Raw genomic sequence first — 15,393 nt, 5'->3', positions numbered from 1 at the left:
CACGCTCGCTGAGTTTGATCCGGCGCCGCCCTACCGGCCATCGCTCACCAGTGTAGGCGGCAAGCGTGCCATCGACGAAACGCCTGGCAAAACACGGCGATCAAACCCGATGAACAGAAGGCGGTGATGAAAGACTGCGGCGATGCCACGCTTAACAAGTCGCATGCACATTTCTACTTGATGGCCACAAAGATGGGTGGTTGAAGCTAACCCCAGGGCCAAAAGTCGAAGGCGGGCGGCCACTGTCCGCCTTCTCAGCAGCCGGAGTGTCGAAAACCGAAATTAGCGCGACCTCGGCCGAGCCAGATCTTTCCCGCTCATTTCTGCGCCCGGCCAAAGCTTTTCCTTCCGCAGCGTTCGCCGAGCCTACTTGGACGTCGCATATAAGCCAATCGAGCATGTGTATTTTCCGGAGATGGGCATCGCTTCGGTGGTCGTCATTCGTGCGCAAATCGCGTTAGTCAGGATTTCAGGGAGCGCCTTCTTCACCGGCGACTTAATTTCCGTCGGATTATTTTCGCAGCTGCTGCGCGCTCAGCTCGACTAAACTGCTGGTTCGCATTGTTCTGTTTCGACAGCCCGCCGCCGCATCGCGGCGGGCGGAGCGGCTGGTTCAGTCGTTGACCTTGACAATCTTGCGGGTGCCCGGGTCCACAAGAACTGTGCGGTTGTCGATCACGGCGTAGCGATATTTGACGTTGGGGACTTCATGAAGCTCGACCGTGTCGGGCAGGGCCGTGCCGACATTAAGTTCCACGCCAGGAACCTTCACCGATGCCAGGGGCTGCTTCTTCACATATTCCCGGATGACCGTATCCTGCTCAGGCGCAATGACGACGTCCTCGGCTGCGGCAGCGCCGATACCTGCAAGGAGCAGAAACACCGCAGCGACGCCGGTAAGATGCATTCTCATGTTTTCCTCCTATGAGATCGACGCAGAACGACCGCGCCAATCAACCAAACTGGGAAAGCTGCAAAAGTGTTCCCGAGGCTGGGCTTTGGTCGCAATTGTCAATGCCCGGCCCAGCACGGCGCATTTGCGCCGACCGGCTGAAATCCGCTTCGAATCAAAACCCCACTGGTTCCGGCGGCGGGTTGTTATCGAAATGGCGCTATCTTGGCGCGTGCTTCAAGCCTGCCTGAGCTAATGCCGCTCGGGTCTCGGCCGCGCCCGCTTGATATCAAACGTCTCCGGCAAATTCGGGTGAGTGCCGGTCTTCACTGAAGCCGTGGTCACGGCATCGAGCGGCGGAAGGATGATCATCCGCACTTTGGGTTCAGGCCAAAGCGGCGGCCAAGGAGAAACAAAGCGATTGCCAGCACGCACGCTAGACGGGCAGCGGTTAGGAGGTCGCTACGTTCTCGCCGAACTGCATGCTTCTCTCCCGACAATCAGGTGCCCGCCACGTCACAAGGAGGTGGCAGGCACCTGATCAACCGGCGATGAAGGGACTTTGCTCGCCGGTAACCCAGTCAATGAAGTCGGAATGCGTTTGGTTTCGATGCTAGGACCTTTGCGCTTCTCGATTGGACTTTGGTCGGTACAACAAAACGTCCGCTTCGGTTGCCAGAGCGCTTGCTTTCCGGAACATAGCCAAGAGCATCAGGCCGGCGGGCGCTCAGTCGAGCACGCTCGGCACCTTCCAGGGCCTGTCGCCCGTGCCGTTGCTGGCGATGCGCTGGACGGCTGCGATCACCGCCCTCCGCCCGCTGCTGCCCATCATCGTGCTCAGTCGGTGCCCGCTGGAGCCGAGCCCAGCTGAGACAAAAGGACAAGGCGTCCGATGCTATTGTGTGGAACCTGAAGGCCGCGGCCAAGTTGGAGAGATCGCCCAATCCGGGCTGTTTCAATAACAGGAGAATTTCCAAATGGCAGACACCAAGAAAGCTAACGCGAATGCCAAGGGCCTTACGGGCATGCTCGTTGATGGGTTGAAAGACATCTACTACGCAGAAAAGAAAATCCTGAAAGCGCTACCCAAAATGGCTAGGAGCGCCGACGACCAGCAGGTGTCGGCGGCGTTTGAAAAACACCGCACCGAAACTGAAGCCCAAGTCGAACGGCTGGAGGAAGTCTTTGATATCCTAGGTGTCGCCGCGCGCGGCAAAACCTGCCCTGCGATCGACGGCATTCTCGAGGAGGGCGCCGAAATCCTCGACGAATACAAGGGGTTGCCGTCCCTGGATGCTGGCTTGGTCGGTGCGGCACAGGCGGTGGAACACTACGAGATAGCCCGCTACGGCACGCTGATCGCCTGGGCGAACTCGCTGGGCAGAGACGATATCGTCGAGCTTCTCAAAGCCACGCTGCGAGAAGAGAAAGCAACGGACGAGGCACTGACCTCGCTCGGCGAGGGCGGCGTGAACGACAGGGCCGCCGAACAGCAGGCGGCTTAAACTTCTCGCTGAATATCGCAAAGTGACAAAAGCCCCGGCTCGACAGGTGTGTGGAAACCTTTGGAGGCTCCGGTTCGACCGGAGCCTCTTGGTTTCAGGCCCAGCCGCCTTGGTGGTTATGGGGCGCAGCATGAGCGCCGATAGCCCCATTTTCGGCTCTGGGTCCCTTCCTTGCAGGTCTTACGAGGTAACGCCCTCCTGCCACCATCCACTTGATGGTTCCGAAGGAAGGCTCAGCAGCGCGGATGGCCATGCTACCGGGATCTGCGACCATGAGCAGGGGCTTGCAGCCGGAACCCTCAGCCGCCTGTCAGCCTCTGCTTGATCTTGCCGATCACGCCGCCTTCGCTGTGAGAGGAACCCATGAAGCGGTTCTCGATCCCGGCCCATTCAGACATATACACAATGTCTTCAAACGCCTTGAGATCGACGCTCGCTTCGGGCTCCAACGGTTTGTCTTCGCGCAGATCATTCAACGACTGCTGCATGGCCTTGATCGCGCGGAACAGAACGGTTGTGGGATAAAGGATCATATCGTAGCCCATGTCGTGCAGATCATGAGGCGACACCCACGGCGTCTTTCCACCGCGCTCCAGAATGCTGGTTGCCAACGGCGCGTGCCGGAAGGCGCGGCCCACCGCCTTCAGTTCCTTCAGGCTGGTCGGGCCTTCAATATACACCCGGTCGGCGCCTGCCTCCAGATAGATTACCGCGGTCGATGGCGTCATCGATGCCGTTGGGTTCGAGCGCGTCGGTCCGGGCGAGAAGGAAGAAATCGGGATTGACGCGTGCGGCGACGGCCGCTCTGATTTTTTCCTCCATGAACTAACCGGCACCACTTTCTTGCCGGCCATATGGCCACAACGCTTTGGTGGGTCCTGGTCCTCAATAAACAGAGCCGCAGCGCCGATCGACTCGTAGCCGCTCACGGTACGTGTGACATTCTTGACGTCGCCGTAGCCATCATCGCCATCGACAAGGAGAGGCAAATTCGACGAGTATCGGCTCCTTCCAAGATTCTCGCGACTGAGCGGGGAACACTTCATCCGCGACCAGGTTCGGAAGCTATGCACCACACTTCGCCCGCGGCAGCCCAGTCAGTTCGGCAATGAACGAGGACCCGATTATCCCACTGGCAAAAGCGATGCGAGAGCGCAATGCGGTGCTCTTTGTCGGAGCTGGTGTTTCGATGAGCGTCGGCCTTCCTTCATGGGAAAAGCTGATCGAGCGCATGGCCAGTGAACTCGGCCTGGAAGGCGCAATACATCGCGATCGCTTCCAAACCCTGGCCGAGTATTACCGAATCAAGCATGGCAGCATCGGACCTTTGCGCAGTTGGATGGACAGGCACTGGACCGTGACCAAGGACAAGATTCGAAAGTCCGAATTGCACCGTCTCATCGTCGCGCTGGACTTTCCTGTGATCTACACGACCAACTTCGACCGCAACCTCGAAGTCGCCTTTGAGATACACGGCCGCGAATACGTGAAGGTGGCCAATGCCAGGGATGTCTCGAGGGCCCGTCACGACGTCGCATGCATCGTGAAATTCCATGGCGACTTCGATGACGATTCCTCACTGGTCCTCACGGAAACCGATTACCTCGATCGGCTCTCCTTCGATTCGCCGCTCGACGTGCGATTCCGTTCGGATGCCTTGGGCAGCACGATCCTCTTTGTCGGATACAGCCTGTCGGACATGAATATCAGGCTGCTGTTGCACCGGCTGTGGCAGACATGGAATCGATCGGGCTACGAAGCGGATCGCCCCCCATCATTCATTTTCATGGCGAGCAGAGATCCTGTCGAAGAGGCGGTGCTGGGGCGTTGGGGTATTTCTGTGCTGTCAGGCGACAATGACGACCCGGAAGCCGGTCTGGTCGGGTTCCTGAGGCGGCTGGCCGAGATGGTCGACGCGCAGCGTTGAGCTCCGGTGAAAGAGAACTCACGCGACCTGCTTTTAGGCTTGGTGCAAGCATGTCTTTGTCCCGAAACCGGGGAACTTTCTGGAGATTTGCTTTATGGAAGTCTGGCCGAAGGCGTGCGGCTATGCGGCATCAGGAGCAGTCAGGCGAGCTCAGGCTCCGATCCGACGATTGATGAAGAATTCGTCCACCGCGGTGTTTGCCACCATGCGCTGCATTTCATCGACAAGCATGGGCATGCGAGCGTGAATCGGCGACTGCACGCTTCACCGATTGGGTGAGGGCGTCATTTAGGGTCGTGAGGGCACGCGCAAGCGCGATAGGGTGCCGTGAGCTCGGCCTGGCGATGCGTTCCGGTTTTGGCGAGGATCGCCCGGAGTTGGGTTCGCGCGGTTTCACGTCCAATCGCCAATCGGGCACTCGTCGATCGGTTCCACCGCCTGCTCAGGCTTGAGGCCGGGTCACGCTTCGGACCGCCGTGAGTTGAAATGTTTGACCGAGCAACCGTTCCGATGGCGCCCTTTCCCTCACAAGGTCGGTGAAGCAAAGAGTCGCCGCCATTGAACAAGTCACGCACGAATGAAGTCATCGGCACGATCTCGGCAAGAAGCCAAAACGATCCGCCGCGGGCGATGACTTCCGGCTCGGCTAGAGACACTCCGTCCGGTGCGCTCGAGACTGCAGCCTCGATCATCCGCTGCAGGCGGCGGTCGCTCTCCCGCTGCGTGGATGCCGCCGTGGCGGACCACAAGGCCGGAGCCGAACAGAGCATCCGCATGCTCGTGGCAACGCGTCAAACAGCACCGATGATCAAGTAGGGCCGCGCCAAAATTGATCTGGTCGAGGACGGCGAGGGTCGGGTCAAGCGAAACCTCCCAGATTTTCTCGGCCAAGCTGACGATCCGGCCGAGATCGGGTGCCACGGGCAGGAAATGGTCGCCTCGGAAAGATCAAAGGCTCCCTTCCGGGCATCGCGGAACAGCGACAGGGCCCACTTGCGTTTCCACCACTCGCCGCCCTTTTCCTCATAAGCCACAGCGCTTCCTCCGCCCGAGCGAGCGAGTCATAGCCCGAGTGTCTGACCCACGTCGAGGTGAAGGAAAGCTGCCGAGGGATTGCTGAAAACCGCGTCCTGAAAAGCCTCAACAGCATCGCCGTGGGTAACATCAACCAGCACGGCGGCCGCACGCTCAACCTCGTCGGCCAAGTGATCAACCCGGTCCATCCGCTTCAGCACTCGATCGTGAAGCATCGACAACCGCGCTGCATGGTAAACCACGCTGCGCTTGTGACCGTCCGAGTTCAGGGGTTCGAACAGCATCATAATAGCCTAGACTCCTCAATGCGCGCTCGGCGATGCGATCTTCAGCAGCCGCCTTCTGGCAGCTTTCGCTCGCGCTTGCCCGGCCCGTATGCGGCTGCACAGCGCAAGGCTGATCGCAACCCCGTGGTTTTCGTTGAGCATTGTCTCTGCCTGCTTGAGGGAGAGTTCGGCGCGCTTCGCGCGTTGTCTGGCTACCGCCATTTCCAAGTTCAAGAGTTCAACCATTCCCCGGCGTCCTCGATTGTCATCCCTTCCATTAGCAAACCATCATTTTCCGCTTTGGTTCCGATTGCTGCGAGGGGGAATGCATGACCTCCACACCCGACCCACAACTCGATGCCTGCGTCGCCGCGGCAGAGCCCGCGATCGCCGAACTGCGAAGATATGTCGGGCAAGCCTATCGGGCGGCCCAACAACCGCCAGCAGCCCCAGTGGCGGAGCCTGAAAGGCGAGCCGACCTTATCGGCAAGGAGTGGATCGAGACTGGCGCGGCGGCGACCAGGTTCGAGATTTCGAAATTCAGAGTACTGGCCTGGTGCAGCGCGACGGCAGCTTCGATTGGAAGCGAGGGGGTCGCATGCTTGTCTCGATCTGAAAGTTCAGGCAAGGCTAGGCATCCGATAGCCTCTCGTGTTTGTCGCACGTGTTTCCAGACCTTCGCCTGTCGCAAGAAGCCCGCGCCTCTGGCGGAGAACGCGGGCCGATCGGAGACCGATCTTCGGCAGGCGATGGAGGGCACCATCTGCCGCTCACAAGCATTGAGATGTGCCTGACGTTCCGTCAAGGCGGTTCAGCTCGGTCAAAGCTGACAGGTGCTCCGGTGACCGGAAGGCGCGGCCCTGAAAGTGGTTCTTATGGAGATCGAGTGTCCCGCCGGCGTGCTGGAGGAGTAGGTTACGGGGGTCCACGGCCCCGAACCGATCCTGTCGATACCGCCCGCGTCATGCCGATCGTCCGCGCCAACATCGCTCGCGAAGGCCCCTGGATGACCGACGAGAGCGGCATCTATCGCCCAGGAAAGTCGTGGCCATGACCAAGGGGAAAGAGCGAGAAATTCCGCGAAGCTGCGCATGCACAAAAGCGATTTACGACAATACGATAAGTTGGTTCCATAAGATAGATTACGGACTTTCAGCAGTAGATGTTAGTATTTCTTGATCATATGACTGCAATAATGGCTCATTTTGCAAATCTTTTTTTGGTCATTATAGAATAACACTTCATTGTTGCAACAGCATGGCTTACCGGCGCCTCAGGTGAGACGGGCCTTCGCTCGCCTCCCCCTCCCGGCGCACTCACTTGTGCGGCATGCAATAGACGCCCTCGGATTCCATAAGTGCCGCGGCACCCCTTCAACTCGCTCAATGCGCGACCCACGCTTGCGAATAAGTGCTGCAGGCACCCACGGCCGTCAGCCACAGAAGAGGAAGAACGTAGCACGCCGTCTGATTGCCAGGTTCTGGCTTCACTGTGCCGGTAGCGGCCGGCCCAATGCGGGCTTGCTGGTGCCACCGAGTTCGGGGCGCGGCATGGAAGACGAGCTTGCGCGAGGGCCGCGACTACCATTCCGTCAAGCTCGATGATTCCAGCTGTCCCGTTCCGACTTATGCGAGTCTGGTCGAGACCGACACCGAGGGCGACTTCTCGCTCATCTGGTCACGCCGCACCGCAGAGTAATCCAACAAGCACGAAGCCCCACCGCAAACACGGGGCTTCGTTATATTCAGCTCCCGGTGCCGACCTCTCGTCAGATGTCCCAGGTCAAGCCTTGGCAGTCGTCTTGCGCACCTTCTTCACCGGCGACTTGATTGCAGCCGCAGTTGTTCTCGCTGCCGCCGCACGCGCGACCGGTTTCCGTTTTTCTGCCGCGGCGGATGTGGGCGCTGGCGCTTTGCGCCCGAGCCCAATTGATTTCGCCAGGGCCGACCGGGTGGCCGCGTAGTTCGGCGCGACCATCGGATAGTCGGACGGCAGGTTCCACTTCTGCCGATATTGGTCGGGGGTCAGACCAAAATGCTGGAGATGCCGCTTGAGCGATTTGAATTTCTTTCCGTCTTCCAGACAGATGATGAAGTCGGGCGTCACCGATTTCTTGATCGAAACTGCCGGCTCCTGTTTTACGACAGGTTCTACCGCCGGCGTGCCGATGCCATTCAGGGCGGCATGGATGTCGCCGATCAGTTTCGGCAACTCGCCAACCGGTACTGGATTGTTCGATACATAGGCCGCGACAATGTCAGCCGTTATCGACACGGTATCTAGTTTGTTGCCTTGCTCGAGAGCAGTGGTCATATAATTTCCCTTTTTTGTATCGGATGAATTGAGCGACGTTTGATTTTTCTGCCCTGCCCACGACGCAAATAGTACGTTTCTTCGTAGAATCCACCTCTCTTGCGCAACATGACAAGAGTAAGTTTCGCGTCTGTCGTACCATCGGCTGGATTGCCCTTGCCGATCTCATTTAAAGCGAGGAGCGTTCCGTCGCTTTTTCGCCAGTTCCGGCTGTGCAGAGCAATGCCGCTGGCCTGGCTATAGAGTATCAACACGCAGTGCGCATGATCGCATGCGCGGGGCGTGGGAGGTTTCGAGGGGAACACGATCTGGCATTTGAAATTTGCTCATCGGGTAACGCCTGCTTTGACGGGCTTTGCCTACTCAAGCCTTGCGCCTTCATCATCTGAATCAAGGCTCGCGACATAAGATTGTCGCCGGTAGCGACGAAGATCGCGAAAGCTTCCTGCGCATGCGCTTGACTGCGGAGTCGGCGCTGGCGCACCGGCGGAAGTCTGCTGTTCGGGCTCGCGCCAGCCGCTGTTCGCGCCAACTGTGGCTAGGTTCGCCGGCCCATCCGCTCTTCACGCCGTTCAGCATCGAACGCCTGCCTGCCCTTCGAGGCCCATAGGTCTCGCGGACGCTCGGCTTCATCGCTCTGCAGCTTGGCGGCGATCCAAAGGAGCGCGCCGTAGATGGTAGCGCGATCGTCATTGGTGAGCTCGACAATGCCTGCCTTGAGGACGAGACCGCCAAGTTCGATGAGCTGCCGTGTGCGCTTGCGACGCTCGACCTGCCAGGTCCTCATGTCATTGCGAGCCATTGCCGCTTGCCGGCGATTGTGGGCCGCCCGGTTGCGCCGAAGCGCCGCGTGGGTTGCGCTGAGATGCCGAAGCAGTTCGCCGGGACCTGCTTTCGAAAAACGTCACCCCACGCTTGGCCCAAGCCTCGCGCTTTGAGGTGTCTTTCGTCTCGGCGATTGCGACCAGTGCACCAGCCAGTTCGTCGGTGCCCAGTTGATCGGCGCCGGTGGCGATCACCAGCTCGCCAAGTTGCTGCACCTTTCGCGTTTTGAGTTCTCGCGCTTTGTCTTCCAGCGCCTTCAGTTCTGTGTCGAAGTCTCGTGGTTTGCGCATGGTTGTCTCCATTGATTGTCGATCGGAGGATGATAGGGGAGCACCTGCCGGAAGGCTTCAGGGTTGCCGAGACAGCCCGGGACGGGCTGGTCCATCCCGAGAATTTTTCGAGGGAGGGCGCGCTTATACGTCGTGCCGACGTACGCTTTGACGTGCAAATGATCCCGTCGCGATGGCGATCTATCATCTTCACGTCAAGGTCATTGGCCGCAAGGCTGGCAGCAGCGCGTTGGCTTCTGCGGCCTACCGTTCGGCTTCGCGACTACGCGACGAACGGATCGAACGCACTCATGACTTCTCCGCCAAGCGCGGCGTCGTCCATTCCGAGGTGATGTTGCCGGAGCATGCGCCGGAGGCCTGGCGGGACCGCGAGAGGCTGTGGAACGATATCGAGGCGTTCGAGGTACGCAAGGATGCCCAGCTTGCCCGCGAAGTCGAGTTTGCGCTCCCGCGTGAATTGTCCCAGGCGCAAGGCATCGAACTGGCGCGGGACTTTGTACAAATCGAGTTTGTCAGCAAGGGCATGGTCGCCGATCTCAATGTGCATTGGGACAGGGGCGAGGATGGCAGTGTAAAACCGCATGCTCATGTCATGCTCACCATGCGGTCCCTAGACGAGAATGGTTTTGGGCCAAAGGTTCGCGACTGGAATGCTACCCAGCTGGTCGAGCGCTGGCGCGAGCGATGGGCGGAGCTTGCCAATGAGCGTCTGGCCGAACTCGACATCGACGCCCGCATCGATCATCGCAGTCTGGAAGCGCAGGGCATTTCATTGGAGCCGCAAACCCAGATTGGTGCACCGGCCCAACGCATCGAGGGCAGTGGCCTTGCTGCCGGCGATACTGAAGCAGATCGCGCCGAACTGCATCGCCAGATCGCCCGCAACAATGGTGCGCGCATCATTGCCGATCCTAACCTGGCGCTCGATGCCATCACCCATCAGCAATCGACCTTCACCCGAAAAGACATTGCGAAGTTTGCGCATCGCCACAGCGACGGAGTCGAGCAGTTCAACAAGTTCGTGGCAGCCATCAGCAACGCACCCGATCTGGTCGAACTCGGCAAGGACCGGCGCGGCGACGACCGTTTCACCACAAGGCAGATGATCGAGACCGAACAGCGCCTTCACCTCGCGGCGGAGCGTATCGATTTGGACGAGCGACACGCGGTGAGTGACGCGCATCGTGAGGCAGCGCTGGCGCGGGCTGCGCAACGCGGTCTTGTCCTGTCAGGTGAGCAGACCGATGCGCTTGCGCACATCACCGATGGCCGAAGTCTTGGTGTCGTTGTCGGCTTCGCCGGCACCGGCAAGAGCGCCATGCTGGGCGTTGCGCGCCAGGCATGGGCAGCAGCGGGCTATAAGGTTCGAGGCGCGGCACTCTCGGGCATTGCCGCCGAGAATCTGGAAGGCGGATCAGGCATCCCGTCACGCACCATCGCCAGCATGGAGCATAGCTGGGGACAGGGCAGGGGTCTGCTCACCGCCCGCGATGTCCTGGTGATCGATGAGGCCGGCATGGTCGGCACGCGCCAGTTGGAGCGCGTGCTTTCCCATGCGGCGGACGTTGGCGCGAAAGTCGTCCTTGTCGGCGACCCGCAGCAGTTGCAGGCGATCGAAGCCGGCGCTGCATTCCGCTCTATCCACGAGCGTCATGGCGGCGTCGAAATTGGCCAGGTGCGCCGGCAGCGCGAGGACTGGCAGCGTGATGCCACGCGCGATCTGGCGAGCGGCAGGATCGACACTGCGATCGGCGCCTATGACGAACAAGGCATGGTGCATCAGGCTGCAACGCGCGACGAAGCGCGAGCTGAACTCGTCGAGCGCTGGGATCACGACAGGCAGGCGCACCCAGAGGCAAGCCGGATCATCCTCACCCACACAAACGACGAGGTGCGCGCCCTGAACCAGGCAGCGCGCGAGCGCATGCGCATTGCCGGCGATCTCGGCGACGAAGTGCAAGTGACTGTCGAACGCGGCCCAAGAACCTTCGCCAGCGGCGACCGGGTCATGTTCCTACGCAACGAGCGCGGGCTCGGCGTCAAGAACGGCACGCTGGGCTTCGTGGAGGAGGTCAGCACACAGAGCATGACGGTTCAAACCGACGACGGCAGGTCGGTACACTTCGACCTGAAGGACTACGCGCACATCGACCACGGCTATGCCGCGACCATTCACAAGGCGCAGGGTATGACCGTAGACCGGACCCATGTGCTTGCCACGCCGGGCATGGATGCGCATGGCAGCTACGTCGCACTGTCGCGGCATAGAGATGGGCTGGACCTGCATTACGGCGGCGACGACTTCAGTGCGCGGGACCGACTGGACCGAACTCTGTCACGGGACCGCGCCAAGGACATGGCGTTGGATTACAAGGAGGTCGACCCGGCGCAGAGCTATGCCGAGCGGCGCGGCATCACTTTTCGCGAGCGTGTCGCAGAGATCGTGCGCAAGGTCGTGCCTGAAAGGCTACGCAACATGTTCGACGGCCGGCGCCCTTCGGCAGATGGCGCGCCCGACTTCGATGCCATGCGCAGGCCGGAAAGAGAGGAAGTGCGCCTCGAACCCGCAGCGCCCGCCAGAGAGATCGCCGAGGACGGGCAAGCGGCGTTGCGGAAAGCCCGAACCGATGCGCTCGTGCGTCATGCCCGCGCCATGGACGCGATATTCAGCGACGAGGGCGCAGGAAACAAGGCCAGCCCGATGCGGTTGCGCGAATTGGCTGACGCCCGAAAAGCCTTCGACGAGGTGCGGCCCCATGGCTGGCGCGATGCCGAGGCGGCTTATGTCAAGAGCCCGGAACTTGTCGCCGAGGCCGCCGGCGGACGGATCAACCGCGCCATCCGCGCCCTCCAGCTTGAAACTGAAATCCGCACCGGACTGGACAACGATCCGGGCCGCCGCGCAGACCATTTCGTGGAGCGTTGGCACAAACTCGACCGGACCAGCCAGCACCAGTATCAGGCGGGTGACATGTCCGGCTACAAGGCCACGCGATCGGCGATGGGTGACATGGCCAAAAGCCTCGAGCGCGATCCGCAGCTTGAATCCATCCTCGCCAACCGCAAGCACGACCTTGGCATCAGCGTCGACTCTGGTCGGCGCCTTGGTGCGGAACTCGCATTCACCCACGGCATCGACCTCGGGCGGGGCCGGGGCATTGGACTCTAGACAGTCCTATCTGCCGCCGTCTCTATGCCGGGGTACGATGACGCGGAAAACCCTCTTGCGCGCTCGCAAATGTCTGTCCTCTCTTGATCAGGAGCAGTCAAAAACAACCAGCAGGAGGCAGTGCGTCCATGCGCGAACCAGACCGTATCATCCGCCTGAAAACCGTCGTCTCCCGGACAGGTCTGTCCCGGTCCACCATCTATCGCAAGATCGCCGACGGCACGTTCCCACGCCAGATCCAGATCAGTATCCACGGTGCAGGCTGGCATGAATCCGACATCAGTCGCTGGATCACCAATCCTGTTTCGTGGCGTCCGCAAGACGAGGATGACAAGTTTTGATGAGGGTGATGCACACTGCGCGGAAAGCTGGCCCTCATCGAGACGCAGCGGTCACGGCGGCAGGGTTACTGCCATGTCCGTCAGGAGCGCCGCCGAGGCGAGCGAAAACGGCAAACCAGAAACGATGGTCGGCCTCGCGCTCATCAAGATGGCTTGCTCAAGCAGGGCAACTTTGGAGCGAAGCGGCCGTGACGGGCTGCCTCCGATCCGGCTTTCTTCGAAGCAGGCTGCATCCTCACCGCCTATAAGGTCCGTCGGCTAACGATTGCCCGATCGATCGAGATCATCGCCGGATCGATATTTATGGTGGCGGGCGAGGTCATCCAGCACAGATCGGATATGCGGCCAGGGGAAATCGTCTGGATGTTCCCAGTGCTCACCGTCACGCAGGATGACCTTGAGCTTGGCCAAAATGCCTTCTATGGACGTGGCCGCTGTCTGCGGTAGATCATCCAGAAGCGCGCTTTCGGCTGTTTCCGATTGCCGGATAAGTTCGTCTGCTCTCGTATAGCCGATCTCAGCATCAGCAGCGTCCCAGCGCGCCTGGTGTGCCGCGAAATCCGCAAGCGCCCTGCCCCATTCGACTTCGTTTCCAGGAGAGTAGGCAACGTTCAGGCTCTCGATGGAATGGAGCGTCACGTCCCTACCATCGGCAAGCCGCACCTTGGCGCAGGGAAAGCCGATCGTCCTGGCGAGGTGTGTCTCCAACCGCTGCTGTTCGCGGCACAACGACAGTGTCTCATCGTGGATCTTTTGCCAGTTCCCACACAGACGAAGAGCAGGATCGGCCGCGCTGCCACCGTCCGTCAGTTCGGCGGCCCGAGACTTTCCATGGAAGGGCCATGCCGCCGCGGCCGTGGCCGTGCCCGCCAGCAAGCGCCGCCGGGTGACGAAAAACGCACTCATGCTATTGTCGGAATCAGCCATGATCCGAGCTCCTAACAGCTGGGTTGTGGTGAGGCCGCGTCGAGTGTTCGCGCATTCGGTGCGGCCGCTTTCTAAAAACGAAAGGATTATTGGTTTTTAGAAAGAAGATGTCAACGTTTTCCGAAAAGGCTTGCGATTTTCGGGAGTTATCACCAGTTTGCGGAATGGATTCTTCTCAATGTCGCGCCGCACGAGCGCTGTTGAAATGGACGCAAGAGGATCTCGCCGCCCGCTCCGGCGCGAGTGCTGTTACCATTCGCAATTTCGAGAACGACCGTTCTGTTCCTCAAACTGGAACGCGATACCTCCTCCAAAAAACGCTTGAGAATGCCGGCATCGAGTTCATCCCTGAAAATGGCGGTGGTGTCGGTGTGCGCTTGTCACGGCGTTCCGAAAGTACGTAGGGGCACGTTCTTGACCTGTGGACGTGATGCGAGTTCTTCAACTAGATCGCCTAACAGCGCACGTTTGCTATCCGAATGCAGCAAATCAACCAATTCGGCTGCGTCGCCGATTACGGCTTTGCGAACCGCGTTGCCAAAGCTCACGTCATAGAGCTTGGCGTTTTCCCGCCCTGCAAAAATGCGGTCCAATCGCTCATCATGGCGCGGCGCTTCTCAATCATGGTTTCACGCCGATATGCGGCCTCAACGTCGCTGTTGATGGCATGGGCGAGCGCAAATTCCCGCATGTCTCTTGGATAATCTGACAACTCCCCTGCCCAATCCGAAAACGTTGACCGCAGCCCATGGGGCACGGCTGGACGCTTCGAGTTCTTGTCGAGCCAGCCCGTGCGGCCCGCCTCGATCTCGTTTTCGTGCATCCGTCTCATGGTCGCACTCAACGTCATGTCGGAGAGCATGCCGCCGCGGATCGCCGGAAACACATATTTTGTGTCGGCGGTCGCGGCCTCTTTCATGGCAGTTAGGATTGTCATTGCCGCATCGGATAGCGCCACAACGTGCGGGCGCTTCATTTTCATTCGCGACGCCGGCACTGTCCACAATTTGTCGTTCCAATCGATTTCCGACCATTCCAAACCGCGCACTTCACCTGATCGCGCAGCGGTCAGTGTCGCGAATTCCAATGCCCGTGCACCCGTGCCTTCGCGTTTGCGCAATGCTGCGAACCACGTGGGCGCGTCTTTCAACTGAACGGCGGGCTGATTATCGACTGTCGCAACCTTGCTTGGCTTGGACAACATGGCATTGAGATTGCCCTTCCACTGTGCCGGATTGTCGCCCTCGCGGTGTCCGTGTGCCTTTGCCCAATCAAGCACGCGTTCGCAACGTTGCCGCAAACGCGTGGCCGTCTCCGTCTTGGTCGTCCAGATCGGCTTAAGGATTTCGACCATGTGATGTTTGGTGACTTCGGAAACGGCAAGATTGCCGATGACGGGCATTGCATACTTGTCCAGCGTGGATTGCCATTGCTTCCGATGCTTTTCGTTCCTGAATTCCGCCAGCGTGTCGACAAGGAATTTGTCAACGGCATCGCGGAATGTGAGATGGCGCTTTGCGGCCTCGATCGCGGCTTTGCGACGCTCGCGCTTCTCTTGAAGCGGATTGATGCCGTTGCGGATTTTGTCTTTGGTCGCCCTCGCCCGCTCGCGGGCTTCGCCCAATGATACGTCATGCCCGCCAAGACCCATTTCGCAACGCCGGCCATTGACGTTTGTTGTGCGCAATAGCCATGACCGGCCGCTGCCCGGCGTGATTTGGAGCATGAGCCCGGCAACACCGCCGACAGCAAACACAGCGTTGCCCGGTGTGGTCGATCCGGGGTGTTTCAAGTTCTTGACGGCTAGTGCTGAAAGTTCCTTCGCGATCTTCGGCATTTCTCTATCCCATCATCTTACCCGCCAAAAATAATGGCATTGGATGATGCGGAGTGCAACGGCGCG

Annotated in this window: 17 protein-coding genes; 7 read left to right on the top strand and 10 right to left on the bottom strand. The window is 59.8% G+C overall.

Annotated features, from left to right (window positions below; translation table 11 throughout):
- The first annotated feature begins 370 nt into the window (after positions 1 to 370).
- Positions 371 to 547: a hypothetical protein gene (locus JT360_RS13410; RefSeq protein ID WP_214472084.1), complete on the top strand. Its 177-nt coding sequence runs from the start codon at positions 371 to 373 to the stop codon at positions 545 to 547.
- Positions 548 to 613: 66 nt separating this feature from the next.
- Here JT360_RS13410 and JT360_RS13405 read toward each other — a convergent pair whose 3' ends face one another.
- Entirely contained in the window at positions 614 to 913 is a 300-nt protein-coding gene (locus JT360_RS13405; RefSeq protein WP_214472083.1) for a DUF1236 domain-containing protein, read from the bottom strand.
- Between the two features lie 956 nt (positions 914 to 1,869).
- On the opposite strand from JT360_RS13405, the gene JT360_RS13400 reads away from it, so the two are divergent.
- Positions 1,870 to 2,397, top strand: coding sequence for a YciE/YciF ferroxidase family protein (locus tag JT360_RS13400; RefSeq protein ID WP_214472082.1), 528 nt, complete (start codon positions 1,870 to 1,872; stop codon positions 2,395 to 2,397).
- A 299-nt stretch (positions 2,398 to 2,696) separates the two neighbouring features.
- Here JT360_RS13400 and JT360_RS13395 read toward each other — a convergent pair whose 3' ends face one another.
- Complete coding sequence (locus JT360_RS13395) at positions 2,697 to 3,443, bottom strand: isocitrate lyase/PEP mutase family protein (RefSeq protein WP_250888796.1); 747 nt, start codon at positions 3,441 to 3,443, stop codon at positions 2,697 to 2,699.
- Between the two features lie 62 nt (positions 3,444 to 3,505).
- On the opposite strand from JT360_RS13395, the gene JT360_RS13390 reads away from it, so the two are divergent.
- Positions 3,506 to 4,324 (top strand): SIR2 family NAD-dependent protein deacylase, encoded by an 819-nt coding sequence (locus tag JT360_RS13390; protein WP_214472080.1) that lies wholly within the window; start codon positions 3,506 to 3,508, stop codon positions 4,322 to 4,324.
- A gap of 1,061 nt (positions 4,325 to 5,385) precedes the next feature.
- Here JT360_RS13390 and JT360_RS13385 read toward each other — a convergent pair.
- The gene (locus JT360_RS13385; protein WP_214472079.1) at positions 5,386 to 5,646 is read right to left on the bottom strand and encodes a hypothetical protein; all 261 of its coding nucleotides are present in this window, start codon (positions 5,644 to 5,646) and stop codon (positions 5,386 to 5,388) included.
- Positions 5,647 to 5,661: 15 nt separating this feature from the next.
- A complete protein-coding gene (locus JT360_RS13380) occupies positions 5,662 to 5,871 on the bottom strand; it encodes a hypothetical protein (RefSeq protein WP_214472078.1) in 210 nt (69 codons plus the stop codon).
- A gap of 1,266 nt (positions 5,872 to 7,137) precedes the next feature.
- Between JT360_RS13380 and JT360_RS13375 the strand changes: the two genes are divergently transcribed.
- Entirely contained in the window at positions 7,138 to 7,323 is a 186-nt protein-coding gene (locus JT360_RS13375) for a DUF736 family protein (RefSeq protein ID WP_352127326.1), read from the top strand.
- Between the two features lie 84 nt (positions 7,324 to 7,407).
- Here the strand turns inward: JT360_RS13375 and JT360_RS13370 are convergent, their stop codons facing one another.
- The 4 genes from JT360_RS13370 to JT360_RS13355 form a co-directional block, all read right to left on the bottom strand.
- Positions 7,408 to 7,938, bottom strand: a complete 531-nt coding sequence (locus JT360_RS13370) for a Ros/MucR family transcriptional regulator (protein ID WP_214472076.1) — start codon at positions 7,936 to 7,938, stop codon at positions 7,408 to 7,410.
- A complete protein-coding gene (locus JT360_RS13365) occupies positions 7,935 to 8,192 on the bottom strand; it encodes a hypothetical protein (RefSeq protein WP_214472075.1) in 258 nt (85 codons plus the stop codon). The genes JT360_RS13370 and JT360_RS13365 overlap by 4 nt, the downstream gene beginning before the upstream one ends.
- A gap of 284 nt (positions 8,193 to 8,476) precedes the next feature.
- Positions 8,477 to 8,725 (bottom strand): conjugal transfer protein TraD, encoded by a 249-nt coding sequence (locus tag JT360_RS13360; RefSeq protein WP_214472091.1) that lies wholly within the window; start codon positions 8,723 to 8,725, stop codon positions 8,477 to 8,479.
- Position 8,726: 1 nt separating this feature from the next.
- Positions 8,727 to 9,065 carry a conjugal transfer protein TraD gene (locus tag JT360_RS13355; RefSeq protein WP_250888782.1) on the bottom strand — a complete coding sequence of 113 codons (339 nt, stop codon included), beginning with the start codon at positions 9,063 to 9,065 and terminating at the stop codon, positions 8,727 to 8,729.
- Between the two features lie 160 nt (positions 9,066 to 9,225).
- Here JT360_RS13355 and traA point away from each other — a divergent pair, with 160 nt between their 5' ends.
- Both traA and JT360_RS13345 read left to right on the top strand, forming a co-directional pair.
- Positions 9,226 to 12,222, top strand: coding sequence for a Ti-type conjugative transfer relaxase TraA (traA, locus tag JT360_RS13350; protein WP_214472074.1), 2,997 nt, complete (start codon positions 9,226 to 9,228; stop codon positions 12,220 to 12,222).
- Positions 12,223 to 12,350: 128 nt separating this feature from the next.
- Positions 12,351 to 12,563, top strand: coding sequence for a helix-turn-helix transcriptional regulator (locus tag JT360_RS13345; RefSeq protein ID WP_027030983.1), 213 nt, complete (start codon positions 12,351 to 12,353; stop codon positions 12,561 to 12,563).
- A gap of 258 nt (positions 12,564 to 12,821) precedes the next feature.
- Here the strand turns inward: JT360_RS13345 and JT360_RS13340 are convergent, their stop codons facing one another.
- Complete coding sequence (locus tag JT360_RS13340; protein ID WP_214472073.1) at positions 12,822 to 13,490, bottom strand: hypothetical protein; 669 nt, start codon at positions 13,488 to 13,490, stop codon at positions 12,822 to 12,824.
- 107 nt (positions 13,491 to 13,597) lie between these two features.
- Here JT360_RS13340 and JT360_RS13335 point away from each other — a divergent pair, with 107 nt between their 5' ends.
- Positions 13,598 to 13,894 (top strand): helix-turn-helix domain-containing protein, encoded by a 297-nt coding sequence (locus JT360_RS13335; RefSeq protein ID WP_224689369.1) that lies wholly within the window; start codon positions 13,598 to 13,600, stop codon positions 13,892 to 13,894.
- Between the two features lie 140 nt (positions 13,895 to 14,034).
- On the opposite strand, the gene JT360_RS13330 is transcribed toward JT360_RS13335, so the two are convergent.
- Positions 14,035 to 15,327: a tyrosine-type recombinase/integrase gene (locus JT360_RS13330; RefSeq protein ID WP_126070410.1), complete on the bottom strand. Its 1,293-nt coding sequence runs from the start codon at positions 15,325 to 15,327 to the stop codon at positions 14,035 to 14,037.
- Between the last annotated feature and the right edge of the window lie 66 nt (positions 15,328 to 15,393).

Source organism: Mesorhizobium sp. dw_380 (assembly GCF_018588885.1).
Taxonomy (GTDB): domain Bacteria; phylum Pseudomonadota; class Alphaproteobacteria; order Rhizobiales; family Rhizobiaceae; genus Mesorhizobium.
The sequence above is the reverse complement of the archived record's forward strand: the minus strand, read 5'-3'. Positions and strand labels throughout refer to the sequence as shown.